Source organism: Mycolicibacterium parafortuitum (assembly GCF_010725485.1).
In the GTDB taxonomy this organism is placed as follows: domain Bacteria; phylum Actinomycetota; class Actinomycetes; order Mycobacteriales; family Mycobacteriaceae; genus Mycobacterium.
Map to the genome: position 1 here is coordinate 1,071,716 of NZ_AP022598.1, position 23,308 is coordinate 1,095,023.

A 23,308-nucleotide genomic window follows, 5' to 3' on the forward strand; every position below is an offset into this window, starting at 1 on the left:
CTCAGGGGTGCGCGGTCTTCACCGGCAACGCCGCGACCAGCGGGGTGTCCGCGCCGACCCGGCCCACCGTCGCGGCGCCGCCGGGATCGCCGAGCGGCGCGTCGCGGCCGGGCAACGTCGTGGTGAAGAACTCGGCGTTGTCGGCCAGGAACGCCAGTTCCTCGTCGGGAAGGTCGGTCTCGTAGTAGATCGCGTCCACCCGGCACGCGATGCGGCAGGCGCCGCAGTCCACGCATTCGTTGGGGTTGATGTACATGGCGCGATCACCCTCGTAGATGCAGTCCGCAGGGCACTCCTGCACGCAGGACTTGTCGACGATGTCCACGCACGCGCTGCCGATCACGTAGGTCATGGCCCCCACCGTAGGAGCCGGAAGGCGCCCTCGTCAGGGGCCGAAAGTCCCTAATCAGGTCACGACGAGATTGCGTCTACACCGACGTCCACTCGAAAAAGCGCTGCTGGAATGCAATTTCGGCAGAGTGGGTCAGGTGCCGACCTGGACGTCGCCGTCGGGGGTGATCCGCGTCGCATACACCGGCAGGCAGTGATCGGGGTTGTCATCAGGAGTGTCGAGGCAGCGGCCGTCGTCGAGTGCGAACGCCTGCTTCTTGATCGGCGACTGCACGGTGGCGCGGCCGGCGCGGTCACCGACGATGCCCCGCGACATCACCGCCGCACCGGAGAACGGGTCGATGTTGCCGACCGCGCGCAGGGTGCCGTCGTCGAGCCGGAACAGCGCGGCCTGCGCGCCGCCGGGAAGTAGCACCCCGACCCCGCGGTTGGGGATCAGGAAGTCGTACCGGCAGGCCGTCGTCCACACCTGCGTCTCGTTGATCACGGTCACCGGTCTACCTCCCCACCTTCGGCATGCCGATCGGCACCTTGCGGCCCGATCGCTGTTCGAACTGGATCGTCGGGTCGGGCACCTCCGGGGCGTTCACGAACGACACGAACCGCGACAGCTTGTCGGGATCCTCCAGCACGCCCTTCCATTCGCACGCGTATCCGTCGACGTGGCGCTGCATCGCCGCCTCGAATTCGGCTGCCAGACCGAGGGAGTCGTCGCAGATCACCTCGCGCAGATGATCGAGGCCCATCTGCTCGACCCATGGCGCCGTGCGCTGCAGCCGGTCGGCGGTGCGGATGTAGAACATCAGGAACCGGTCGATGTAGCGCACCAGCGTGTCGTCATCGAGGTCACCGGCCAGCAGCTGGGCGTGCTTGGGGGTCATACCGCCGTTACCGCCGATGTAGAGGTTCCACCCGGTCTCGGTCGCGATCACGCCGACGTCCTTGCCGCGTGCCTCTGCGCACTCCCGAGCACAGCCGGACACCCCCATCTTGATCTTGTGCGGGGCGCGCAGGCCCCGGTAACGCATTTCCAGGTCGATGGCCATCTGCACCGAATCCTGTTGCCCGTAGCGGCACCAGTCGCTGCCCACACAGCTCTTCACCGTGCGCAACGACTTGCCGTACGCCTGACCGGATTCCATGCCACCCTCGACCAGCCGACGCCAGATCTCGGGCAGCTGGTCGACCCGGGCGCCGAACATGTCGATGCGCTGGCCACCGGTGATCTTGGTGTACAGGCCGAAATCCTTGGCGATCTGCCCGATCAGGATCAGATGCTCCGGGGTGATGTCCCCGCCGGGAACCCGCGGCACCACCGAATAGCTGCCGTTGCGCTGGATGTTGGCCAGGAAGTGGTCGTTGGAGTCCTGCAGCGAGGCCTGCTCACCGTCGAGGATGTGCTCGGAGCTGGTCGACGCAAGGATCGACGCGACGACGGGTTTGCAGATGTCACAGCCTTTCCCGGTGCCGAACCGCTCGATCAGACCGCTGAACGTGCGGATCGAGGTGGCACTGACGATCTCGAACAACTCCGCACGCGAGTGGGAGAAGTGCTCGCACAACGCCTTCGACTGTTCCACCCCCTCGGCGTCGAGCAGCTGCTTGAGCAACGGCACGCACGAGCCGCACGACGTCCCGGCCAGGGTGCACTTCTTCAGATCGGCGACGTCGCAGCAGCCGCCGGCGATCGCATCCGTCAGATCGCCCTTGGTCACGTTGTTGCACGAGCAGATCTGCGCCGCCGCCGGCAGCGCGCCGACGCCCAAAGCGCCTCCGCCGCCCTCGGATCCGGCCGGTGTGATCAGCGCCAGCGGATCGCCGGGCAGCTGCTCGCCGACCATCGGGCGCAGCACGCCGTACGCGGACGCGTCACCGACGAGGATGCCGCCGAGCAGGGTCCTGGCATCGTCGGACAGGATCAGCTTCGCGTAGGTCTGGTTCACGGCGTCGTTGACCGCGACCGCCAGACTGTCCGGGGTGGTGCCCATCGCATCGCCGAAGCTCGCCACGTCCACACCGAGCAGCTTGAGCTTGGTCGACATATCGGCCTCGGGGAATTCGGCGGCGCCGCCGAGCAACCGGTCGGCGACCACCTCGGCGCTGGTGTATCCAGGGCCGACCAGCCCGTAACAGCGCCCTTCGATCGCGGCGACCTCACCGATCGCATAGATGTCGGGATCGCTTGTCACACAACCCAGATCGGTGAGCACCCCGCCGCGCTCGGCGAGCTGCAGGCCCGCATACCCGGCGAGCTCGTCGCGGGGCCGTACCCCGGCGGCGAACACCACGACCCCGGCGTCGATGTGCGTGCCGTCGCTGAGCGTGACCCGCATGGAGTCGTCGTCGGCACAGCGGCGCAGCGGGCGGTTGCGCTGGGCGGGTTTGATCGATTCGGTACCGACGTCGGTGTGCACGGCGATGCCGAGTTCGGTGATCATCCGGCCCAGCAGCGCGCCGCCGGCCTCGTCGAGCTGCTGGGCCATCAGCCGGGGAGAGCGCTCGATGACGTGAGCGGTCAACCCGAAGCCGCGCAGCGCGTTCGCGGCCTCCAGGCCCAGCAGTCCGCCGCCGATCACGACGCCGGCGCCACCTCCGGTGTCGAGGGTGCGGCGCGCGGCGGCGCGGATGTCGTCGAGGTCGTCGAGCGTGCGGTAGACGTGGCAGCCGGGCAGATCCCGGCCGGGCACGGGTGGTACGAACGCATACGAGCCGGTCGCCAAGACCAGCGCGTCGTAGCCGATCCGGGTGCCGTCGGCGGTGGTGACCACTTTCGTGTCCCGGTCGATCCGCACGACTTTCTGCCCGAGCCGCAGATCGACCAGATCGTCGCCGGCGTATTGGTTGCCGGGCAGGGCCAGCAGGGACCGGTCCCAGTGGTCGGTGTATCCGGTGAGGCCGACGCGGTCGTAGGCCGCATCGGATTCCTCGGCCAGCACGGTGATCCGCCAGCTACCCGCGCTGTCTCGTGACCGCAGGGCTTCGACGAACCGGTGACCGACCATGCCGTGGCCGACGACCACGACGTGCGAGTTTGACGCCATGACCGTCACGCTAGGAAACCGATATTGCTGTTGTGTCGCCTCGTGTGAAGCCCCCATCACGGTGTGCTCACCGTGACCCGGCCACCCTGTGAGGCGGTTCGCCCACAGCGAACGCCCAGCTGGAACATGAGCGTGGTCGACTCAAGTTCTATCAAGTGAAACCGGAAACAGACCGGTCACGACTCAAGGAGATGGAGAGATCATGAGCACCGCCTTGAACACCTTGGCCCTGCGGACGCGGCCGGCCTTCGATACCGAGCGCTTCGTCCGTGAGTTCTTCGGCCCGGTCACCGCAGGCGAGTGGGCGAAGGGCATCAACCCGGCCGTCGAGGTGGATCGCGACGGCGAGGACGCGGTGATCCGCGTGGACCTGCCCGGCGTCGACGTCGCGAAGGACGTCACCGTCGAGGTCGACCGCGGTCGCCTGGTGGTCCGCGGTGAACGCCGCGACGAGCGCGCCGAGGAGCGCGACGGCCGCAAGATCAGCGAGGTCCGGTACGGCTCGTTCCACCGCTCGTTCGCGCTGCCCGCCCACATCACCAACGACGCGGTATCGGCCGGCTACGACGCCGGCGTGTTGACGGTCCGCGTCGCCGGTGCGCACAAGGGCGCCGAACCGCACCGGGTGGCGATCGAAGCCAAGTAACCCGACGGCATGCCAGTACCGGTGGGAACCACTCGGTTCCCACCGGTTTACTGTGCAGTCCCTATGGACACCCCGCTCGCCGTCGACACCGCGCTGACCGTGCTGGCCGCCGGTCTGATCTTCCTGTGGGCGCTGGCGCTGGGGGTCTGGAAGTACCACCAGATGGCCACCAGCGAAGACCATCTCGCGCATCCCTATGTCGACATCGCGCACCGCGCCGCGCTGCTGTACGCGTTCGCGACGATGCTGCTGGCGGTGTTCGTCGAACTGAGCGCATGGCCGGACTGGGTCGATCTGATCGCGGCCGCGGTGGTGGTCGCATTCTTCGTGCTGGCCATCGCCACCTATGTCGTCCACGGCATCCGGCGCGACACCACCAACCAATTCGAACGGGTGGACACCACCGTGCGGGTCGCGATGGCGGCCCTGATCGTCGGTGAGATCGGAGGGACCGCGGTGCTGGTCGCCGGGTTCGTCGCCGCCCAGTTCTTCTAAAAGACCCGGTTCGTTCCCGTGTGGATCGCGGCCCTGTCGCCAATCAGTGAACGTCCGTACACTCAAGCGTGGCGCCAACTCAGTGGGGAGATCACCGTGGCGGACTACCGGACCATCGTCGTCGGCACAGACGGCTCACAGACCTCACTGCGGGCGGTCGACAAGGCAGCGGCCATCGCCGCCGACAACGGGGCCAAACTCATCGTCGCCACCGTGTTCTCGGCGCGACAACGCCCGGCGGCGGCCCCCGACCCCGATCAGCCCGGCCGCGAGGACTACCGCACCGAGGGCGACGCGCCGGTCTACGACCTGCTGCACGATGCGGCGTCCCGGGCCCGCGCGCACGGCGCCGACGACGTCCACGAACGCGCGATCGAGGGAGTTCCCGCCGATGCGCTCATCGCGCTCGCCGACGAGGTCGGAGCCGACCTGCTGGTCGTCGGCAGCGTCGGATACAACTCGGTGGTCGGCCGCCTCGTCGGCTCGGTCCCGCGCCTGGTCCGGCGACGCGCCGGGACCGAGGTCATGGTCGTCGACACCGCGGAGTGATCCGGGCGCGGCCGATCAGATCCAGCGCGCCAGAAGTTCCTTCGAGCGCTCGGCCAGCGCCGCCTGCCAGAACGGACCGAAACTGATCCGCGCGACGCCAAGCGGCCCGTAGGAGCTGGGATCGGACTGGTCCGGCCTGGCGATCGCGTTGACCGGCAGCGGCAACTCAGAGGTCAACCGCCGCATGACTTCCGGCGGATGCACCCCGACCGGGTACAGCACGTCCGCGCCGGCCTCGGCGGCCTCGGTCAACCGGGCGATCGCCCGGTCCACCCGGTCGGCCTCGTCGCCGTCCTGGCGCAGGAACAGATCTGTCCTGGCGTTGACCACGACGCGCACTCCCGCCTTGTCCGCGGCCTCCCGCAACCCGGCGACGAGTTCGGCGTGCTCGGCCGAGGAGCGCAGCCGGCCGCCCTCGCCGTGCACGGTGTCCTCGATGTTGAGCCCGACCGCGCCGGCCGACAGCAGACCCTCGATCAGCCGCTCCGGCGCCTCGCCGTACCCGGATTCGATGTCCACCGACAGCGGCACGTCGACAGCGGCGGTGATCTGCGCGACGCGGGTCAGCACATCGTCGAACACCATCCCCTCGTTGTCCTCCTTGCCGATGGAATCGGCCAGCGGGTGGCTGCCCGCGGTCAGCGCCGCAAACCCGGCGTCCACCGCCAACCGCGCCGACCACGCGTCCCAGACCGTCGGCAAAACCACCGGGTTGCCGGGTCGATGCAGAGCCAGCAACGCCTCGGCGCGGCCCTTCAAAACGTCGTTCATGCCATTGCCCTCCGTGTTCTCCAGTCATCAAAGTGATCTGTCTCACGCTTTGCAACGGTGATTTAGCTAGCATCAGTTGCGTACTGTGATCCATGACACCCTTCAGCCCAAGGAGGTCGCTTGTCCAGCACCAGCACCACCGAACTCGCCCAGCTTCACGACCTGATCGGGAGCATGCGGCGATGCGTCACGTCGCTGGCGTCGCGATACGGGGACAGCCCTGCCACCCGTCGCATCGTCAACGACGCCGAACGCCTACTCAACGACATCGACCGTCTCGACATCGATGCCGAGGAGCTGGAACTCGCGCGAGGTGTCAGCCGGCACCATCACGTCGCCGAGCGCATCCCGATTCCAGACACCCAGTACGACACCGACTTCTGGCGCGGCGTCGACGACGAGGGTCTCGGCGGCACCCGCTAGAGACGTGCGTGCCGCCCTTCTGACCGCAGAGGTGCGGCACGCATTCGGGGGACATAACTTCATCGAAAGGTAACCGTGAGCGCACCTACCGCCGACCGCAAAGCGACCGGCGTCTTCTCGCCTGGCCGTGCCCAAATCTCGCAGCGCACGCTCCGCACCGACCGGTGGTGGATGTCGCCGCTGATCGTCAATCTGGGCTTCGCCGCGTTCATCATCTACGCGACCGTCCGGGCCTTCATGCAGAAGTGGTACTTCGTCGAGGAGTACGGCTACCTGACGCCGTTCTACTCGCCGTGCGTGTCGACCGGCTGCATCCCCGAGGCCAGTCACTTCGGTCAGTTCCTGCCGGACTGGCCGATCCTGCCCTACGCGGCACTCTCCCTGCCGTTCCTGCTGCTGTTCCGGTTGACCTGCTACTACTACCGCGGCGCCTACTACCGCTCGGTGTGGCAGTCCCCCACGGCCTGCGCCGTCGCCGAACCCCACGCCAAGTACACCGGCGAGACGCGCATGCCGCTGATCATCCAGAACTCGCACCGCTACTTCTTCTACATCGCCGCGATCATCTCGGTGATCAACACCTACGACGCGATCATCGCGTTCCACAAACCCGACGGCGGTTTCGGTTTCGGGCTCGGCAACCTGGTGCTGCTCATCAACGTGATCCTGCTGTGGACGTACACGCTGTCGTGTCACTCCTGCCGCCACGTCGCCGGTGGACGGCTCAAGCACTTCTCGAAACACCCGGTGCGCTATTGGATGTGGACCCAGATCAGCCGCCTCAACGTCCGGCACAAGATGTACGCCTGGATCACCCTCGGCACGCTGATGTTCACCGACTTCTACGTCATGGCCGTATCGGCCGGATGGTTCCCTGACCTCAGATTCATTGGCTGACAACTTAATTCAGAAAACAGTAAGGATAATTGATGGGTGACCTGGAACGGCACGAGTACGACGTCGTCGTGATCGGTGCCGGGGGTGCGGGACTGCGAGCGGTGATCGAGGCCAGGGAGCGGGGTCTGCGGGTCGCGGTGGTGACCAAGTCGCTGTTCGGCAAGGCCCACACCGTGATGGCCGAGGGCGGCTGCGCCGCGGCCATGCGCAACGTCAACACCAAGGACTCGTGGCAGGTGCACTTCGGTGACACCATGCGCGGCGGCAAGTTCCTGAACAACTGGCGGATGGCCGAACTGCACGCGCAGGAAGCCCCCGACCGGGTGTGGGAGCTGGAAACCTATGGGGCGCTGTTCGACCGCACCAAGGACGGCCGGATCAGCCAGCGCAACTTCGGCGGCCACACCTATCCGCGGCTGGCGCACGTCGGTGACCGCACCGGCCTGGAGATCATCCGGACGCTGCAGCAGAAGATCGTGTCGCTGCAGCAGGAGGACAAGCGCGAGCTCGGCGACTTCGACGCCCGCATCCGGGTGTTCCACGAGTGCTCGATCACGGAGATCATCAAGGACGGCGACCGGGTGGCCGGCGCGTTCGGCTACTACCGCGAGACCGGCAAGTTCGTGCTGTTCGAGGCGCCGGCCATCGTGCTGGCCACCGGCGGCATCGGCAAGTCGTTCAAGGTGTCGTCGAACTCCTGGGAGTACACCGGCGACGGGCACGCGCTGGCGCTGCGCGCCGGTTCGGGTCTGATCAACATGGAGTTCATCCAGTTCCACCCGACCGGCATGGTGTGGCCGCTGTCCGTCAAGGGCATCCTGGTCACCGAGGGTGTGCGCGGTGACGGCGGAGTGCTGAAGAACTCCGAGGGCAAGCGGTTCATGTTCGACTACATCCCCGACGTGTTCAAGGGGCAGTACGCCGAGTCCGAGGAAGAGGCCGACCAGTGGCTCAAGGACAACGATTCGGCCCGCCGCACCCCTGATCTGCTGCCCCGCGACGAGGTGGCCCGCGCCATCAACGAAGAGGTGAAGAACGGTCGCGGAACCCCGCACGGCGGTGTGTATCTCGACATCGCGTCGCGGATGCCCGCCGAGGAGATCAAGCGCCGGCTGCCGTCGATGTACCACCAGTTCATCGAGCTCGCCGAGGTCGACATCACCAAGGACGAGATGGAGGTGGGTCCCACCTGCCACTACGTGATGGGCGGCATCGAGGTCGACCCGGACAGCGGCGGCGCCGCGACCCCCGGGCTGTACGCGGCCGGCGAGTGTTCCGGCGGCATGCACGGTTCCAACCGCCTCGGCGGGAACTCGCTGTCGGATCTTCTGGTGTTCGGCCGTCGCGCCGGCCTGGGCGCCGCCGACTACGTGCGGTCGTTGCCGAACCGGCCGAAGGTGTCCGACGAGGCGCTGGAGCGCGCCGAGAAGCTGGCGCTGGCGCCGTTCGAGCCGAAGGACGACGCCGAGAACCCGTACACGCTGCACGCCGAATTGCAGGAGTCGATGAACGACCTCGCGGGCATCATCCGCAAGGAGCACGAGCTCGAAGAGGTCCTCGGCAAGATCGACGAACTCAAGCGGCGCTACCGCAACGTCGTCGTCGAGGGCGGCCGCATCTTCAACCCCGGCTGGCATCTGGCGATCGACATGCGCAACATGCTGCTGGTCAGTGAGTGCGTGGCCAAGGCCGCGTTGCAGCGCACCGAGAGCCGCGGCGGTCACACCCGCGACGACTACCCGAAGATGGACTCGGAGTGGCGCAACAAGCTGCTGGTATGCCGCACGGTGGACGGCGCCGGAGACGAGCCCGGCGACCCGGTCATCCCCGACATCTCGGTGACGGTGGAACCTCAGCCGCCGATGCGGCCCGATCTTCTCGCGACCTTCGAGCTTTCGGAGCTGGAGAAGTACTACACGCCTGAGGAATTGACCGAGCACCCGGAACAGAAGGGCTGAACCACCATGGCTGCCTACAACGCAAAGCTCCGGGTCTGGCGCGGCGACGACACCGGCGGCGGGCTTCAGGATTTCACCGTCGAGGTCAACGAGGGCGAGGTCGTCCTCGACATCATCCACCGGTTGCAGGCCACCCAGACGCCCGATCTCGCGGTGCGGTGGAACTGCAAGGCCGGCAAGTGCGGATCGTGTTCGGCGGAGATCAACGGGCGGCCGCGGCTGCTGTGCATGACGCGCATGTCGACCTTCGGGGAGGACGAGGTCGTCACCGTCACGCCGCTGCGAACGTTCCCGGTGATGCGCGACCTCGTGACCGATGTGTCGTTCAACTACGAAAAGGCCAGGGAAATCCCCGCGTTCGCGCCGCCGAAGGATCTTCAGCCGGGCGAGTACCGGATGGCCCAGGAGGACGTGAACCGCTCACAGGAGTTCCGCAAGTGCATCGAGTGCTTCCTGTGCCAGAACGTCTGCCACGTGATCCGTGACCACGAGGAGAACAAGGAGGCGTATGCGGGTCCGCGCTACCTGATGCGCCAGGCCGAACTGGACATGCACCCGCTCGACACCCACGGCCGGCGCGCCGAACAGGCCCAGGACGAGAACGGGCTGGGGTTCTGCAACATCAACAAGTGCTGCACCGAGGTGTGCCCCGAACACATCAAGATCACAGACAACGCGCTGATCCCGATGAAGGAGCGCGCCGCCGACCGCAAGTACGACCCGCTGGTCTGGCTGGGCGACAAGCTGTTCCGGCGGGGCTGAGGCGGTTGCGTAACGCAGCGGCCGACGACGACACCGAGCGTGCCGTCGTCGGCTCGTTACGCACCGAGGGCAGCTACGTCGTCGCCGGGTCGGTCGCGACAGCGGGAAGTGCCGTCGTCGCCGGGTCGGTCGCGACGGCCGGCAGCGCCGCGGTGGTCAACTCGATCGCGACGGCCGGCAGCGCCGCGGTGGCGGGTTCGATCGTGACGGCCGGGAGTGCCGCGATCGCGGGCAGCATCCTGGTCGTGCTGTCGCTCGCGTGCGCGGGTTGCCTGGCGTGCCTTGGCTGCATCGCGTGCGTGAAATGCAAGGCGTGCGTGGGGTGCATCGACTGTGAGGACTGCATCGGCTGCGTCGGCTGCATCGACTGCACGGGTCTACGCGGCGCGGTCGGCCTGCGCAACGTGCACGCGGCCTGATCAGGCCGGCCCCAACGTCCGCCGGGTCAGCGGGCTGGAGTAGACGACGTTCGTCGTGATGGCGCCGAGGGTCGCGAGCCGGCCCGTGAGGCGTTCCAGGTCGGACATCGAGCGGGCCAGCACCTTGAGGATGAAACAGTCCTCTCCGGTCACATGGTGTGCCTCGACCACCTCCGGGGTCACGTCCAGCAGGTCGTGCAGCGGCTTGTAGTTGCCCGACGGATAGGCCAGCCGCACGAAGGCCATGATCGAGTAGCCGAGCGCGGTGGCAGAGACGGTGGCGGTGTACCCCGTGATCACCCCGGCGTCGACGAGGCGGCGTAGCCGGTCGGCCGTCGCACTCGGCGACAGCGACACCCGGCGCGCCAGATCGGCGGTGCTGATCCTGCCGTCGTCCTGCAGCACCTGCAGGATCGCCTCGTCGGTGCGATCCAACGGGATCCGGTCGGTGTCGGCCATACCGCCGATGATTGCACCGAACACCGGCTCGGCGCCTGCGCGCGGGACTAGATTGCCGTGCATGACCCACCCCCGCAGGCTTCTGCTGGACCCGAACAACTTCGACGCCGCACATCTCGATCCGGTATCGCGGCGCAAGCTGCTGGCCTTGATCGACTGGTTCGAACAGCGTGGTAAGGCCCGGTTGCTGCGCGACGACCTCGATGCGGTGTGGGTGTCGGACTTCCTCGAGTTCGTCAAGGAGGAGCGGTTGTTCGCCACGTTCCTGACCCCGTCGGAATTCGCCGACGGAGACCCGGACAAGCGCTGGGACACGTCCCGCAATGCGGTGCTCAGCGAGATCCTCGGGTTCTACGGGCTGTCGTACTGGTACGCCGAGCAGGTGACGATCCTGGGTCTCGGGCCGATCTGGCAGAGCGACAACGTCAAGGCCAAGGAACGCGCGGCGGCGCAGCTGGAGGCCGGTGAGGTGATGGCGTTCGGGCTCTCCGAACGTGCGCACGGCGCCGACATCTACAACACCGACATGCTGCTCACCCCCGCCGCAACTGCGGGCGACGCCGACGGAGTGGTGTTCCGGGCGTCCGGCGAGAAGTACTACATCGGCAACGGCAACGTGGCGGGCATGGTGTCGGTGTTCGGGCGGCGCACCGACGTCGAAGGCGCCGACGGATACGTCTGGTTCGTCGCCGACAGCCGCCATCCTGACTACGAACTGATCGGCAACGTGGTGCACGGCCAGATGTTCGTCAGCAACTTCGCGCTGCGAAACTATCCGGTGCATGAAGAGGACATCCTGGCCACCGGCCCCGACGCGTTCTCGGCGGCGCTGAACACCGTCAACGTCGGCAAGTTCAACCTGTGCAGCGGCTCGATCGGCATGTGCGAGCACGCGTTCTACGAAGCGATCACCCACGCCGACAACCGCATCCTGTACGGCAATCCCGTCACCGACTTCCCGCACGTGCGGGCCGCGTTCGTCGAGGCATACGCCCGGCTGATCGCGATGAAGCTGTTCAGCGACCGCGCCATCGACTACTTCCGCAGCGCCGGCCCGCAGGACCGCCGCTATCTGCTGTTCAACCCGGTGACCAAGTCGAAGGTGACCTCGGAGGGCGAGAAGGTCGTCACCCTGCTGTGGGATGTGCTGGCCGCCAAGGGGTTCGAGAAGGACACCTACTTCTACCAGGTGACCCGGCTGATCGGGGCGCTGCCGCGGCTGGAGGGCACCGTCCACGTCAACGTCGCACAGATCTTGAAGTTCATGCCGAACTACATGTTCAACCCCGCCGACTACCCGCCGATCGGCACCCGCGACGACGCCGCCGACGACGTGTTCTTCTGGTCGCAGGGCCCGGCCCGCGGCGCGTCGAAGGTGCGGTTCGCCGACTGGGCACCGGTCTACGAGCGGCACCTCGCCGTACCGAACGTCGCCCGGTTCTACGAGCAGGTGCAGACGTTCAAAGAGCTGCTGACCGTCGCCGCACCGGATGCCGACCAGCAGCGCGACCTGGACTTCGTGCTCGTCGTGGGGCATCTGTTCAGCCTCGTCGTCTACGGGCAGCTGATCCTGGAGCAGGCCGAGCTCACCGGGCTGGACCACGACCTGCTCGACCAGATCTTCGGCGTGCAGGTCCGGGACTTCTCGGCATACGCGGTCGCGCTGCACGGCAAGCCGAGCTCGACCGTCGCCCAGCAGGACTGGGCGCTGGCCGCGGTGCGCAAGCCCGACCCCGACACCGGCCGCTTCGACCGGGTGTGGGAACAGGTCAAGGGTTACTCCGGCGCGTATGTGATGCGGGCCTGAATCCGGGGAAACCACGGCGCCCGCGCGACAATCCCGGGGATGTGGCGGCGTTACGGCCGAATCTACGGGGATCGTCGGTTCCCCGCCTGCGCCGGACCCGGTGGGATCGAGGCATGACACCAGCCCGGGACTTCTTCGCCGCCAAACTCGCCTACGAGATCGACCCCGCCGACCTCGCCGCGGCCCGCGCGGCGGGGCGCTCCCCGATCGTCGTCGACACCCGGTCCGCCGAGGCCTTCGACCAGGGGCATCTGCCCGGCGCGCTGCACATCCCCGGCCCCGAGCTCGCACAGCGTGCCTGCCGCGAACTGCCAGACCTCGCCGCCGACGTCGTCGTCTACTGCTGGGGGCCGGGCTGCAACGGCGCAACCAAGGCCGCATACACGCTGAGCGACATGGGATATGGACGGGTCCGCGAACTTCTCGGCGGCTTCGAGTACTGGGCCAGGGAAGGACTGTCGGTCGTCACCGGTGACGGCCGGCGTCTCCGCAGGCCGGCCGATGAACTGACCGCGGTCCGGCTCCCGTAGCCGCGCGCAAGCGTACGCTCGGACCCAGCAGCCAAGCCCGTGACGAAAGGCAGCTTCCATGGCGCTTCGACAGCCCCTCAGCATCAACGACATCCGCAGCGCTATCCGCGAATTGAGCGCACGCGCCGACCTGGCCCGCAAGGAGGGCAGGCCGGAGGATGCCGCCGAACTGGAGCAGCGGATCCGCGGCTATCGAGAAGAACTCACCGCCAGGCCCTAGTGGCTGCGGTCTCGCGAAACCGCCACCACGGTAGTGCGCACGCCCGCGCAACTACCGTGCCGGCGGCCTCGCGAGGTGTCCGGTCGGCGCGTCAGGCGCCGAGGCGGCGGAATGTGCTGCGATGGAACACGATCGGTGCGACGTCCGGATGCACGGTGATGTCGCTGACCCGCAGCACCACGATGGTGTGGTCACCGGCCGGCACCAGCTGTTCGATGCTGCTCTCCAGCCAGACGCTGGTGCCGTGGATGAACACCGCCCCGCGCTCCGAGGAGGCGGTCTCCAGCCCCGCGAACCGGTCACCGGTCTTGGCGGCCAGTGTGCGCGCGGCCGCGTCGTGCGCCTCGCCGAGGACGCTGATCCCCAGGTACGGCAGGTCCTTCAGGCGCGGCCAGGTCGACGACGAGTTCTGCACACAGAACGACACCAGCGGCGGATCCAGGGACACCGGGACGAATGTGCTGGCGGCCAGCCCGACGCGGGTGCCGTCCACCTCCGCCGCGATCGCGATGACGCCGGACGGGAAGTGCCCGAAGGCCTCCCGCAACGACGACGGGTCGAGGTTGATCCGCTGGCCCGCTGATCCGCTCATCGTCGCAATCCTTCCACGTACCCGTGTGCGGCGGCCACGTCCGGGTGCGCCCGCAGCCTGCTCTTCCATGCGTTGCGACCGTACACGGGGAAGATCTGCTCGTTCGCAGGGTCCGCGCTGACCCCGCGGGCGTCGGCGGCGAGTTCGGCGGGCAGCGTCAGCACCGGCAGCCGCGCGTCCAGCCGGGGATTGAAGAAGTACGGCACCGAGATCCGCTCCCCGGCATCGGCGAGGTTGACGCGGTGTTCGGTGGCACGCAGGTAGCCACCGGTCGCGATCTCCAGCATCTCGCCGATGTTGACGATGAACGCGCCGTCGACCGGGGGTACCTCGACCCACCCGGCGGCCGGATCGCGCACCTGTAGGCCGCGGCTGTCGGCCAGCAGCAGCGTCAGCACGCCGGCGTCGCGGTGCGCACCGACGCCCTGGGGGTTCTGCGCGTGCCGCGGATACCTCACGATCTTGATCAAGGTGGCCGGCACCTCGGCGAACGCCGCGTCGAACACGTCTTCGGCGCTGCCCAGCGCTGCGGCCCACTGCCGCAACAGCTTCCGGCCGACCTGGGCCAGCGCCGCGTCCCACTCCGCGATGATCGCGGGCAACTCGGGCAGCGCCGACGGCCACCGGTTGGGCCCCTGCAGCCGCAGGTAGGGCTCCGCCGGTTCGGGGATCGGGGTGCGCTCGGGGCCGATGTCGATCTGCTCGCGCCAGTCGACCTGCCCGCCGGTCAGCTCGCCACCGAGCCGGGTGTAGCCGCGGAAGTGCGGGCTGCCCACCATCGCGACGGCGTCCTTGTCGGGTTGGGGCAGCGCGAAGAACCGGCGTGCCGCGTCGAGTAGCCGCCCGGTGAGGTCGTCGGAGACGCCGTGTCCGGTCAGGTAGAAGAACCCGACTTCCCGGGCGACCCGGCGCAGCCGGTCGCGTAGCGCGTCGGGCTCCTCGCGAAGGTCGATGACGGGCAGCGCCGTCTGCACAGTGCTCACCCGGACATCTTCGTCCCGCAGACGGTGATCCGGCCAGCGTCCGGATCGGCGTGAACCAAAGCCGGTAACGTGTCGCCATCATGTGGTTCACGCTCCTGGCCATGGCCGTGGCGGTCAGCCTGGAGCCGTTCCGGATCGGGATGACCGCGCTGATGGTCAACCGTCCCCGTCCCGCTCTTCAGCTCTTCGCGTTCCTGGCCGGTGGCTTCGCGATGGGGCTGGCGGTCGGCATGGTGGTGCTGTTCGCGCTGCGTCCGGCGCTGTCGTCGGCACATTTCACGCTGCCCCGGGTGCAGATCGTGGTCGGGTTGGTGGTGTTGTGCACCGCGGCCGTGGTGGGTTCCGGGCTGGTGGGGCGTCCTCGTGACCCGGACCGCGGGCCGGGCTTCGTCGCGAGGCACGCGCGGCGCGTCGTCGAGGGCCGCTCCCTGTGGACTGCCGCGGCGGTGGGTCTGGGGACCGCGCTGCCGTCCGTCGACTACCTGGCCGCGCTGGCGCTGATCGCTGCGTCCGGGGCGGCGGCCGCGACGCAGTTCGGCGCGCTGCTGGTGTTCAACGCGGTGGCGTTCGCGCTGATCGAGATCCCGCTGCTGTGCTATCTGGTGAGCCCGGACCGCACCCGGGCGGCGCTGGCGTCGCTGAACGCCTGGATCCGGGCGCGCGGCCGCTACGGCGTGTGCGCGTTGATGGCGGTCGTCGGCGCGGTACTGCTGGTAATCGGCCTCGCCGGCCTGTAGCGCCCGGCGGGCTCAGCTCGGCGGGTTGTTCACCACGTACTGCAGACCCGCGAGCAACTGCGACACCGGGTCGGTGCCGCCGCCGAAGGCGGCCTGGGTGGCCGGCGCGGTGACCTCGGCCGGGTCGTAGCCGATGACGTGGTCGACGGTGACCGGCGCGGTGGCCGGATCGTCGTTGCGCGAGTACCCGGCGTCGACGTAGGGCTGCAGCACCCGGTCGAGTTCGATCAGCGTGTCCTTGGGGACCCCGAGGTACTTGAACGGCAGCACCAACGGCAGATGCTCCTCGGGGATCATCACCGTCGTCGTCTTGGCACCCCGCGAGTTCACGGTGGTGCGGATGTTGCCCGGTGGGACCATGCTCGGGTTGGTGAACGCGACGGCGGTGTGCCCGGTCGCGAGCCCGACGATCGCGTTGGCGACCGACAGCCAGTTGTCCGGGCGGTCCGGCCAATCGGCGATGCTGTCGTAGGCCGAGACGAACTGATAGGTGTCGTACTGGCTTTCCACCGGCGCCGGGATGCGGTAGTCCAGCGACGGGACGACGCTGCCGACCGGGAAGTTCTGGGTCAGGAAGCTCTCGCCGAACGCGTGCTTGCCGACGGGGTTGCCGTAGGTGGCGAAGCTCAGCTGATCCGGTGGTGGCGCCGCCGGATCGTAGGCCAGCCGGGCCTGCACCTCGTCGAGCACCGACGCCCCCTCGGACAGGCCGATCGCGGTACCGGGTCCGCCCCGGCGGATCGCCTCGATCAGGTTCGGGGCGCCGACGTCGATGGATTCGCCGTAGCTGGGGCCGTCGAGTCCGAGCCCGGGCATGATGCGGTCACCGAACGCGCCGATCCCCGGGAACAGCCGCTCCAAGGTGTGGCCCTGGACCTGTCCGGCGGGATAGTCGACGATCTCGCGGTCCAGGCCGGGGAACCAGTCCGCGCCGGTGCGCATGATGTATTCGTCGTACGGGATGCCCAGCACGTGGGCGCCGCCGAGCGCGTACCCGCGGCCCGGGGTGCCCATCGGCATCGGCGCGTCACCCGGGGTGACCGGGGGTGCGGGCTCGGGTTGGGCCGTGGCGACCCCGAATCCCAACAGGCCCGCCGCGCCGAGTGTGCCCAGCGCGGTGGCGAATGCGATGTGCCGCCTCATGGTGTTGTCCTGCCTGCCATGTGATCAGGCGTCCAGCCGGTCGAACTGATCTTGGCGGTAGTGGTCGACGCAGGCAGAGCGGCGCACCTTGCCGCTCGTGGTGGTCGGGATCGAGCCGGGCGGCACGAACACGAGGTCCTCGACGTTGAGACCGTGCGCGTTCGAGATCGCCGAGGTGACGTCGCTTTTCACCTCGTGCAGCCAGCGCGTCGCGTCCTCGCCGGTGTTCTTCTTCAACTCGATGACGGTGACCAGCTTCTCGGTGCTGTTCTCCGGCACCGAGATCGCGGCGACGCGGCCGCGGGTGATGCCGGAGACGGTGGCCTCGATGTCCTCGGGGTAGTGGTTGCGGCCGCGGATGATCAGCAGGTCCTTGATGCGCCCGACGATGAACAACTCGCCGTCGTGGACGAAGCCGAGATCGCCGGTGCGCAGCCACGGCCCGTCGGGGGTGCCCGGGGACGGGTCGACGATGGTCGCGCCGAAGCACTGCTGTGCGTCGGCCGGCCTGCTCCAGTACCCGGACGCGACGTTCTCGCCGTGCACCCAGATCTCGCCGATCGCGTCGGGCGGGCATTCGGTGCGCGCATCCACGTCCACGATGCGCACCAGCGGCGCCTGCGGCAGCGTGTAGCGGACCAGCGCGGTGCCCGACGCGGCGGTGCACGGTTTCACCCGGCGCGCGGACAACTCGTCGCTGTCGAAGCGGGGCTGCGGCGCCGACTCGTCGTAGATGCCGCTGGCCACGAACACCGTCGCCTCGGCCAGCCCGTAGGACGGGCGCAGCATGTTGTCCCGGAAGTTGAAGTGCGCGAAGCGGTCTGCGAAGCGCTCCAGCGTCGCCGGGTTCACCCGCTCGGCACCGTTGATGATGCCGAGCACGTCACCGAGGTCGAGTCCGGCCAGATCGCTGTCGCTGGTCTTGCGGGCCGCCAGCTCGAACGCGAAGTTCGGCGCCGCGGAGAACGCCTGCGGGTTCTGGGCCAGCGCCCTGACCCAGCGCGACGGCTTCTCCAGGAACGCGACCGGGCTGGTCAACTTCGCCGGATGGCCGCCGAGGATCGGCGCGCACACCCCGAGCACCAACCCCATGTCGTGGTAGAAGGGCAGCCAGGACACGATCGTCAGGTTCGCCGTCGACGTGATGTGCGGCACCGCGAAGAAGCTGCGCATCAGCTGCTCGTAGTTCGACTGCAGGTTGCGGTGCGAGATCATCACGCCGGTGGGCAGCCGGGTGGAGCCCGAGCTGTACTGCAGGTACGCGATGACGGGTACCTCGCCGCGCGGCAGCGGCTCGGCTACCGTCCGCGCGTCCAGATCCAGCGAATCGATCTGCAGGATCTTCGGCGCGACCTCCATGCGGGCCTGGTCGACGTAGTCGCCGACATCCTCGGCGACCGCCGAGGTGGTCAGCACGACCGACGGGGTGGTGTCGGTGAACACCGCGCTGACCCGGTCGTGGTTGGAGCCGCGGTGCGGCAGCGGAAGCGGGACGGCGATCAGCCCGGCCTCCATCGCGCCGAGGAACGCGAGGATGTAGTCCAGACCCTGCGGCGCCAGGATCACCGCGCGATCGCCGATCGCGCCGTGCTCGCGAATTGCGCGCGCCACGTTGATCGTTCGCCGCGACAGCTGCGACCAGGTCACGTCCTCGGCGACACCGGCCGGATCGTCGGCGTATTCGGTGAACGTGAACGCGATGTCGTCGGGGCGCATGCTGGCGCGGCCGTGCAGCATCGAGAGAATCGTCGACTGGGGCGTAGCTGTCACATCACGTCCGTACTGAATCCTGGGAGGAACTCGTTGACCATCGCTCCTGGCCCGCTCGTGTCGAAGTTTTGCATAGATCAGGTGTCCGCGCTAACCCGTTCGCGAGCCGGGGCCGCGACCCGCGACGGCCACCAGTTCGCCCGCCCCAGCAACGTCGCGACCGCGGGCACCAGGATGGTGCGCACGACGAAGGTGTCCAGCAGGATGCCGACGCCGATCACGAATCCGCCCTGCACGACGATGCCGATGCTGGAGAACAGCAGACCGGCCATCGACGCGGCGAAGATCAACCCGGCCGCGGTGATCACGCCGCCGGTCGAGCCGAGCGCGCGGATGATGCCGAACCGCACGCTGTGCGGTGAGTCGTCGCGCATCCGCGACACGAACAGCATGTTGTAGTCGGCGCCGACGGCGACCAGCACCACGAACGCCAGCGGCGGCACGCTCCAGTGCAACTGCTGACCGAGCAGCAGCTGGAACACCGCCACCCCGACACCGATCGCGGCGAAATAGGACACCACCACCGAACCGACCAGGTACAGCGGCGCGATCAGCGAGCGCAGCAACAGCATCAGCACCAGCGTCACGATGATCAGCGTGACGACGATGATGAACCGGATGTCGTGCTCGTAGTAGTCGCGGGTGTCGCGCAACGCGGCCGGGAAGCCGCCCATCGAGATCGTCGCATCGGAGAGCATGGTGTTGGGCTGTGCGCCGCGGGCGATGTCGCTGATCGTGTTGACCTGGTCCATCGCTTCCGGGCTGAACGGGTTGAGCTTGGTCTGCACCAGATAACGCACCGAATGCCCGTCCGGCGAGACGAACGCCTCGGCGGCCTTCTGGAACTCGACGGCGCCCAGCACCTCGGCCGGGATGCTGAAGCCGGCCATGTTCGAACTCGCCGCGTCGTTGCGCATGGTCAGCAGGAACGCCGCGGCCTGGTCCAGCCCGGCGGCCATCACCTTGATCTGCTCGACGAGCTGGTCGACGCCGCCGGCGACCTGGCGGCTGCCGTCGGCGAGCCGGTCGGCGCCGTCCTCGAGGTCGGCCAGCCCGGCCCGCGCCCCGGACGGGGTGTCGAGGCCCATCGCCGAGATCGCGTTGGTCAGCTTGGCCAGCGCGGAGTTCAGCTGGTTGACCGTCGCGGTCAGGCTCTGCCGGTCGTCGACGCCCTGAAGCTGGCCGGCGAGCTGGTTGATCTCGTCCACCCGGCCGTCCTCGCGGGCGGTCATCAACTTCTCGAACTGCATCCGGGTGTCCACGCAGGACGGGTTGGCGTCGCAGACCCGGTTGCCGTGCAGCGCGGCCAGCACCGGGCCGATCCAGGCGAACATGTCTTTGACCGCGCGGAAGTTCAGCCCCATCGACAGCCCGAGTTTGTTGACGCTGTCGACGAGCTTGGCGGCGGTCGCGACGTCGCGCACCAGTTTGTCGCCGCCGTACTCGGTGCGCACGGACGAGAACGTGTCGATCAGCCCGCGCAGGCTCGGCGCGATCTCGTTGACCTGGGCCCGCACGTCGCCGAGGCTGTCCGCCAACTCCGTCGCGCCGTCGGCGAGGGTGTTCAGGTCGCCGCTGCGTTCGCCGATCTGGGCCGAGCCGGCGGCCAGCCGGTCCCCGACGATGCCGGCCTGGAAGGTGGCCCGGAACTCGGCCGGGACCTCGCCCAGCGGCCGGGTCACACCGCTGACCAGTGCGATGTCCGGCAGCTGCGCGATCCGCGACGCCATCTGCTCGAGGTCGGCGAGGGCCTGCGGGTTACGCAGATCCCTGGGGCTCTGCACGAGGATGTACTGCGGGATCGACTGGCTGACCGGGAAATGCCGTTCCAGCGCGGCGTACCCGACCGAGCTGGGCGCCGACGGCGACACGGCCTTGCGGTCGTCGTAGTTGTAGTTCGCGACGATCGCGAAGCTGCCGAGCAGCACCAGCACCAGCGCGCTGGCCACCAGATGCGGCACCGGCCGACGCACGATCCGGATCCCGGAGCGCCGCCAGAACAGCGCGGTCAGCTCGCGGCGCGGTTTGATCCAGCCGCGCGGGCCCGCCAACGTCAGGATCGCCGGCAGCAGCGTGATGCCGGCCAGGTAGGCGACGCCGATGCCGATCGCGGCCGACACCCCGATCGTGCGGAACACGCCCATCTTCGCGAAGCTCATCGCCAGGAACGTGATGCCGACGGTGGTCGCCGACGCGGTGATGACCTTGCCGATCGAGATCATCGCCGCCCGCACCGCGTCGTCGGACTGCGAGCCCTGCCGCAGGTAGTCGTGATACCGGCTGATCAGGAACACCGCGTAGTCGGTGCCGGCACCGGCCAGGATCGCGCTGAGGAACACGATGGACTGATTCGACACCCCCGATCCGGTCAGCTGGGAGTACGCCGCGACCACCCCCTGGGCGATCAGCACCGACGATCCGATGGTGATCAGCGGCAGCAGCATCGTGACCACATTGCGATACACCAGCAGCAGCACCCCGAGCACCAGCACGGCGATCGCGATCTCGATGGGCAGCCGGTCCTGGTCACCCGCGACGGTCAGGTCCGCGACGGTCGCGGCGGGGCCGGTGATGTAGACGTGCAGCGAGTCTCCGGCCGGCCCGGCGTCGGGCACCTCGTGCCGGATGACGTCGGCGACCCGGTTGAACGATTCGTAGGCCCGCGGTGTGCCCAGCTCACCGACCAGGCTGACCGGCAGTACCCAGGTGGTCTTGTCCTCGCTGGTCAGGAACTGCCGCAGCTGCGGGGTGCTGACGAAGTCCTGCACCGACACCACGTCGGCGACGTCGTCGCGCAGCGCGTCGACGACGTTGCGGTAGGTGACCTCGTCCTGCGGTCGCAGTCCGGATTCGTTGATGAACGCGACGACGAGCAGGTTGTCCGACCCGGATTCGTCGAACGCGACGGCCATCCTCTGCGCGGTGACGCTCGACGGGGCGTCGGCGGGCAGGATCTGCAGCGGATGCTTGGCGGCCATCTCGCCGAGCGACGGGAAGGACAGCGGCAGTGCCACGGCCAGCGCGATCCACACCGCGATCACCGCCCAGGGGCGGCGCACCACGACATCGGCTAGCCGTCGCATCTCGGCCGCACCTCCGCCCTGCACCGCCGCAATCGCAGGACTGCGGTGGAATGGCCAAACCCTGCGACGATTTTCACGCTACGCGACGCGTCCCCAGTTGCCCGTGTCCGCGACGAGCGCGGCCACCGACCTCATGGCCCGCATATATCGCTCGACCGATTTCTTCGCCACCGGATTGTCGGGATGCATGATCGCCATCTCGACGCCCTGGTCGTATCGGAAGATGTAAATGGTCAACTGATACGAGTACCGGCCGTCCGGATAGATGCCGATGTTGTCGGCCAATCCCATTTCGGCGGCCGCCAGAATGGCGTTCATCGGCGCGGCGCCGCCGTGGAAGAAATTCGACACCGGGAAATTCGGTCGCGGCCAGCGCAGCCACGGCGCCAATTCCAGCACCCGGTAATACGGCACCTTCGCCATGTTCAGGCCCGAGTCGAACGCATTCTGCGCGGCCCACGCGGCGTCGCCGAATGACGCCGCCCCGATCGGCACGGTGATCGGAATGAGGCCGGTGAACCAGCCCTGGGTCATGAAATTGTCCGATCCGCTGCGCGAATCCCGCGGCGTCAGCCCGTAATAGGTCAGTGCGCCGGTCAATTCGTGTTCGACCTGGGCCAGGCAGGCGAACAGGCCCCCGACGAACCGCGCGCCTGCCGCCCCGCACGCCGCATCGAACCGCTCCGTCTGCGCCGCGTCCAGCAGCGGTTCGGAGGTCATCACACTGCGGGTGGAATCCTGCGGATTCCCCAGCGGTAGCGGGAATTCGGGAAAACCGTCGGCGTTGTTCTCGGCGAACTCGATCCAGGCGCGCACCCCGGGGGAGTCCTCGGTCAGCTCCGCGGTGAACTCCCGTTCGCGCACGCAGAATTCGTCGAAACTGCCCGCGTCAGGAAGTGTCAACGCCTGCCCGCCGCTGCTCAGCGCCGAATACATGCCGTTGGCTTCCATCATCGTGGTGCCGATCAGAGTCGCGTCACCGTGCACGTGATCCATCGACGCGAAGAAACTGAAATGGTCGTCGCTCTGAATGACCCCGAACGTGAAACAACCCCACTCGAGCGGGCTCGGGATTGCGATCACGTGCTGGTGGATCTCCTCGACCGTCATATGGCCGTGTTCGACCGGCACGAATTCGATGTCGGCGGGGTCTTCGAGGGCGTGCCGGATGAACTGACCGTCGGGCCCCTCGGCGAACCAGCTGCGGAATGTGTCGTGCCGCCGCAGATAGGCGTTGACGGCATGATCCATCGCGGCGATATCGCATCGGCCCGCCACATCGCAGCTCGCGATGATCTGCCGGGAGAAGTTCAAACCGGCCGTCGTTCGTTCGCAGTAGTTACGCAGGTGCTGGCCCTGCATGAAGCTGACCGGGACCGTGCTGACCGGGGCCTGGCGGGCCTTCTCGATCGACGCTTCCGTCGGATGCCAGGAGATGACGTTTCCGGGTCGAAGCGACCATTCCTCAAGTGCGCCAACTGTGATCTTGCCGATGCGCAATGCGTGGTCCTCCCCAGTACTGCTCTGTCGTGCCGGTTCGGTGATCCCGCCGCAGCCTTGTTCGCTGGACAACATACCCAACGACCGGGCCCCACCGGGTACGCCCGGTCGAAGAGGCAGCAACTTCCCCATGCCTCCCACCCCCGTGCAATAGTGTGCGTCGGGGGAGTTG

General features: G+C 68.0%; 23 protein-coding genes. 12 read left to right on the plus strand and 11 right to left on the minus strand.

What is annotated here, in order from left to right; genetic code table 11:
• Position 1: 1 nt before the first annotated feature.
• The 3 genes from fdxA to nirB all read right to left on the minus strand — a co-directional run bounded on the left by fdxA (position 2) and on the right by nirB (position 3,392).
• The gene (gene fdxA, locus NTM_RS05025; protein WP_104864515.1) at positions 2-352 is read right to left on the minus strand and encodes a ferredoxin; all 351 of its coding nucleotides are present in this window, start codon (positions 350-352) and stop codon (positions 2-4) included.
• Between the two features lie 132 nt (positions 353-484).
• Positions 485-844 (minus strand): nitrite reductase small subunit NirD, encoded by a 360-nt coding sequence (nirD, locus tag NTM_RS05030; RefSeq protein WP_104864516.1) that lies wholly within the window; start codon positions 842-844, stop codon positions 485-487.
• Between the two features lie 4 nt (positions 845-848).
• Positions 849-3,392: a nitrite reductase large subunit NirB gene (nirB, locus tag NTM_RS05035; RefSeq protein WP_163765644.1), complete on the minus strand. Its 2,544-nt coding sequence runs from the start codon at positions 3,390-3,392 to the stop codon at positions 849-851.
• A gap of 214 nt (positions 3,393-3,606) precedes the next feature.
• On the opposite strand from nirB, the gene NTM_RS05040 reads away from it, so the two are divergent.
• The 3 genes from NTM_RS05040 (at position 3,607) to NTM_RS05050 (ending at position 5,082) form a co-directional block, all read left to right on the plus strand.
• Positions 3,607-4,038, plus strand: a complete 432-nt coding sequence (locus NTM_RS05040) for an Hsp20/alpha crystallin family protein (RefSeq protein ID WP_179964037.1) — start codon at positions 3,607-3,609, stop codon at positions 4,036-4,038.
• A gap of 63 nt (positions 4,039-4,101) precedes the next feature.
• Positions 4,102-4,533 carry a hypothetical protein gene (locus tag NTM_RS05045; protein ID WP_163765645.1) on the plus strand — a complete coding sequence of 144 codons (432 nt, stop codon included), beginning with the start codon at positions 4,102-4,104 and terminating at the stop codon, positions 4,531-4,533.
• 96 nt (positions 4,534-4,629) lie between these two features.
• Complete coding sequence (locus NTM_RS05050; protein WP_163765646.1) at positions 4,630-5,082, plus strand: universal stress protein; 453 nt, start codon at positions 4,630-4,632, stop codon at positions 5,080-5,082.
• Between the two features lie 15 nt (positions 5,083-5,097).
• Here NTM_RS05050 and NTM_RS05055 read toward each other — a convergent pair whose 3' ends face one another.
• Positions 5,098-5,853 (minus strand): isocitrate lyase/PEP mutase family protein, encoded by a 756-nt coding sequence (locus NTM_RS05055; protein ID WP_163765647.1) that lies wholly within the window; start codon positions 5,851-5,853, stop codon positions 5,098-5,100.
• Between the two features lie 120 nt (positions 5,854-5,973).
• Between NTM_RS05055 and NTM_RS05060 the strand changes: the two genes are divergently transcribed.
• From NTM_RS05060 to NTM_RS05080, 5 genes are all read left to right on the plus strand, one after another.
• Positions 5,974-6,276, plus strand: a complete 303-nt coding sequence (locus tag NTM_RS05060) for an Rv0250c family protein (RefSeq protein ID WP_494337773.1) — start codon at positions 5,974-5,976, stop codon at positions 6,274-6,276.
• Between the two features lie 75 nt (positions 6,277-6,351).
• The gene (gene sdhC, locus NTM_RS05065) at positions 6,352-7,173 is read left to right on the plus strand and encodes a succinate dehydrogenase subunit SdhC (protein WP_104864521.1); all 822 of its coding nucleotides are present in this window, start codon (positions 6,352-6,354) and stop codon (positions 7,171-7,173) included.
• 32 nt (positions 7,174-7,205) lie between these two features.
• On the plus strand, positions 7,206-9,131 hold the full coding sequence (locus NTM_RS05070) for a fumarate reductase/succinate dehydrogenase flavoprotein subunit (protein WP_163765648.1): 1,926 nt from the start codon (positions 7,206-7,208) through the stop codon (positions 9,129-9,131).
• 6 nt (positions 9,132-9,137) lie between these two features.
• Positions 9,138-9,893, plus strand: a complete 756-nt coding sequence (locus NTM_RS05075; protein WP_083143448.1) for a succinate dehydrogenase/fumarate reductase iron-sulfur subunit — start codon at positions 9,138-9,140, stop codon at positions 9,891-9,893.
• A 5-nt stretch (positions 9,894-9,898) separates the two neighbouring features.
• A complete protein-coding gene (locus NTM_RS05080; RefSeq protein WP_163765649.1) occupies positions 9,899-10,312 on the plus strand; it encodes a hypothetical protein in 414 nt (137 codons plus the stop codon).
• Here the strand turns inward: NTM_RS05080 and NTM_RS05085 are convergent, their stop codons facing one another.
• The gene (locus NTM_RS05085; RefSeq protein WP_272955223.1) at positions 10,313-10,834 is read right to left on the minus strand and encodes an Lrp/AsnC family transcriptional regulator; all 522 of its coding nucleotides are present in this window, start codon (positions 10,832-10,834) and stop codon (positions 10,313-10,315) included.
• On the opposite strand from NTM_RS05085, the gene NTM_RS05090 reads away from it, so the two are divergent.
• The 3 genes from NTM_RS05090 to NTM_RS28505 all read left to right on the plus strand — a co-directional run bounded on the left by NTM_RS05090 (position 10,833) and on the right by NTM_RS28505 (position 13,328).
• Positions 10,833-12,578, plus strand: a complete 1,746-nt coding sequence (locus NTM_RS05090) for an acyl-CoA dehydrogenase family protein (RefSeq protein WP_163765650.1) — start codon at positions 10,833-10,835, stop codon at positions 12,576-12,578. The genes NTM_RS05085 and NTM_RS05090 overlap by 2 nt on opposite strands.
• Before the next feature lie 113 nt (positions 12,579-12,691).
• The gene (locus tag NTM_RS05095; protein WP_104864525.1) at positions 12,692-13,108 is read left to right on the plus strand and encodes a rhodanese-like domain-containing protein; all 417 of its coding nucleotides are present in this window, start codon (positions 12,692-12,694) and stop codon (positions 13,106-13,108) included.
• A gap of 58 nt (positions 13,109-13,166) precedes the next feature.
• Positions 13,167-13,328, plus strand: a complete 162-nt coding sequence (locus tag NTM_RS28505) for a hypothetical protein (protein ID WP_104864526.1) — start codon at positions 13,167-13,169, stop codon at positions 13,326-13,328.
• Positions 13,329-13,419: 91 nt separating this feature from the next.
• Here NTM_RS28505 and NTM_RS05100 read toward each other — a convergent pair whose 3' ends face one another.
• Together NTM_RS05100 and NTM_RS05105 are read right to left on the minus strand one after the other, a co-directional pair.
• A complete protein-coding gene (locus NTM_RS05100) occupies positions 13,420-13,920 on the minus strand; it encodes a flavin reductase family protein (RefSeq protein WP_163765651.1) in 501 nt (166 codons plus the stop codon).
• Complete coding sequence (locus NTM_RS05105) at positions 13,917-14,903, minus strand: isopenicillin N synthase family dioxygenase (RefSeq protein ID WP_232079622.1); 987 nt, start codon at positions 14,901-14,903, stop codon at positions 13,917-13,919. Before NTM_RS05105 ends, NTM_RS05100 begins: the two co-directional genes overlap by 4 nt.
• An 80-nt stretch (positions 14,904-14,983) precedes the next feature.
• Between NTM_RS05105 and NTM_RS05110 the strand changes: the two genes are divergently transcribed.
• Entirely contained in the window at positions 14,984-15,640 is a 657-nt protein-coding gene (locus NTM_RS05110; protein ID WP_163765652.1) for a GAP family protein, read from the plus strand.
• 12 nt (positions 15,641-15,652) lie between these two features.
• Here the strand turns inward: NTM_RS05110 and pe are convergent, their stop codons facing one another.
• The 4 genes from pe to NTM_RS05130 all read right to left on the minus strand — a co-directional run bounded on the left by pe (position 15,653) and on the right by NTM_RS05130 (position 23,136).
• Complete coding sequence (pe, locus tag NTM_RS05115; RefSeq protein WP_104864529.1) at positions 15,653-16,783, minus strand: acyltransferase PE; 1,131 nt, start codon at positions 16,781-16,783, stop codon at positions 15,653-15,655.
• Between the two features lie 24 nt (positions 16,784-16,807).
• Positions 16,808-18,553, minus strand: a complete 1,746-nt coding sequence (locus tag NTM_RS05120; RefSeq protein ID WP_163765653.1) for an AMP-binding protein — start codon at positions 18,551-18,553, stop codon at positions 16,808-16,810.
• Between the two features lie 77 nt (positions 18,554-18,630).
• On the minus strand, positions 18,631-21,636 hold the full coding sequence (locus NTM_RS05125) for an MMPL/RND family transporter (RefSeq protein ID WP_163765654.1): 3,006 nt from the start codon (positions 21,634-21,636) through the stop codon (positions 18,631-18,633).
• Positions 21,637-21,714: 78 nt separating this feature from the next.
• A complete protein-coding gene (locus NTM_RS05130) occupies positions 21,715-23,136 on the minus strand; it encodes a condensation domain-containing protein (RefSeq protein WP_104864631.1) in 1,422 nt (473 codons plus the stop codon).
• Positions 23,137-23,308: the final 172 nt, after the last annotated feature.

Bases quoted from the DNA above. Each gene is read 5' to 3' on its own strand.
- NTM_RS05045 (WP_163765645.1), top strand. From the start codon at position 4,102: ATGGACACCCCGCTCGCCGTCGACACCGCGCTGACCGTGCTGGCCGCC.
- NTM_RS05110 (WP_163765652.1), top strand. From the start codon at position 14,984: ATGTGGTTCACGCTCCTGGCCATGGCCGTGGCGGTCAGCCTGGAGCCG.
- NTM_RS05090 (WP_163765650.1), top strand. From the start codon at position 10,833: ATGACCCACCCCCGCAGGCTTCTGCTGGACCCGAACAACTTCGACGCC.
- nirB (WP_163765644.1), bottom strand. From the start codon at position 3,392: ATGGCGTCAAACTCGCACGTCGTGGTCGTCGGCCACGGCATGGTCGGT.
- fdxA (WP_104864515.1), bottom strand. From the start codon at position 352: ATGACCTACGTGATCGGCAGCGCGTGCGTGGACATCGTCGACAAGTCC.
- pe (WP_104864529.1), bottom strand. From the start codon at position 16,783: ATGAGGCGGCACATCGCATTCGCCACCGCGCTGGGCACACTCGGCGCG.
- NTM_RS28505 (WP_104864526.1), top strand. From the start codon at position 13,167: ATGGCGCTTCGACAGCCCCTCAGCATCAACGACATCCGCAGCGCTATC.
- NTM_RS05125 (WP_163765654.1), bottom strand. From the start codon at position 21,636: ATGCGACGGCTAGCCGATGTCGTGGTGCGCCGCCCCTGGGCGGTGATC.
- NTM_RS05085 (WP_272955223.1), bottom strand. From the start codon at position 10,834: ATGCACGGCAATCTAGTCCCGCGCGCAGGCGCCGAGCCGGTGTTCGGT.
- NTM_RS05070 (WP_163765648.1), top strand. From the start codon at position 7,206: ATGGGTGACCTGGAACGGCACGAGTACGACGTCGTCGTGATCGGTGCC.
- NTM_RS05095 (WP_104864525.1), top strand. From the start codon at position 12,692: ATGACACCAGCCCGGGACTTCTTCGCCGCCAAACTCGCCTACGAGATC.
- NTM_RS05055 (WP_163765647.1), bottom strand. From the start codon at position 5,853: ATGAACGACGTTTTGAAGGGCCGCGCCGAGGCGTTGCTGGCTCTGCAT.
- NTM_RS05075 (WP_083143448.1), top strand. From the start codon at position 9,138: ATGGCTGCCTACAACGCAAAGCTCCGGGTCTGGCGCGGCGACGACACC.
- NTM_RS05100 (WP_163765651.1), bottom strand. From the start codon at position 13,920: ATGAGCGGATCAGCGGGCCAGCGGATCAACCTCGACCCGTCGTCGTTG.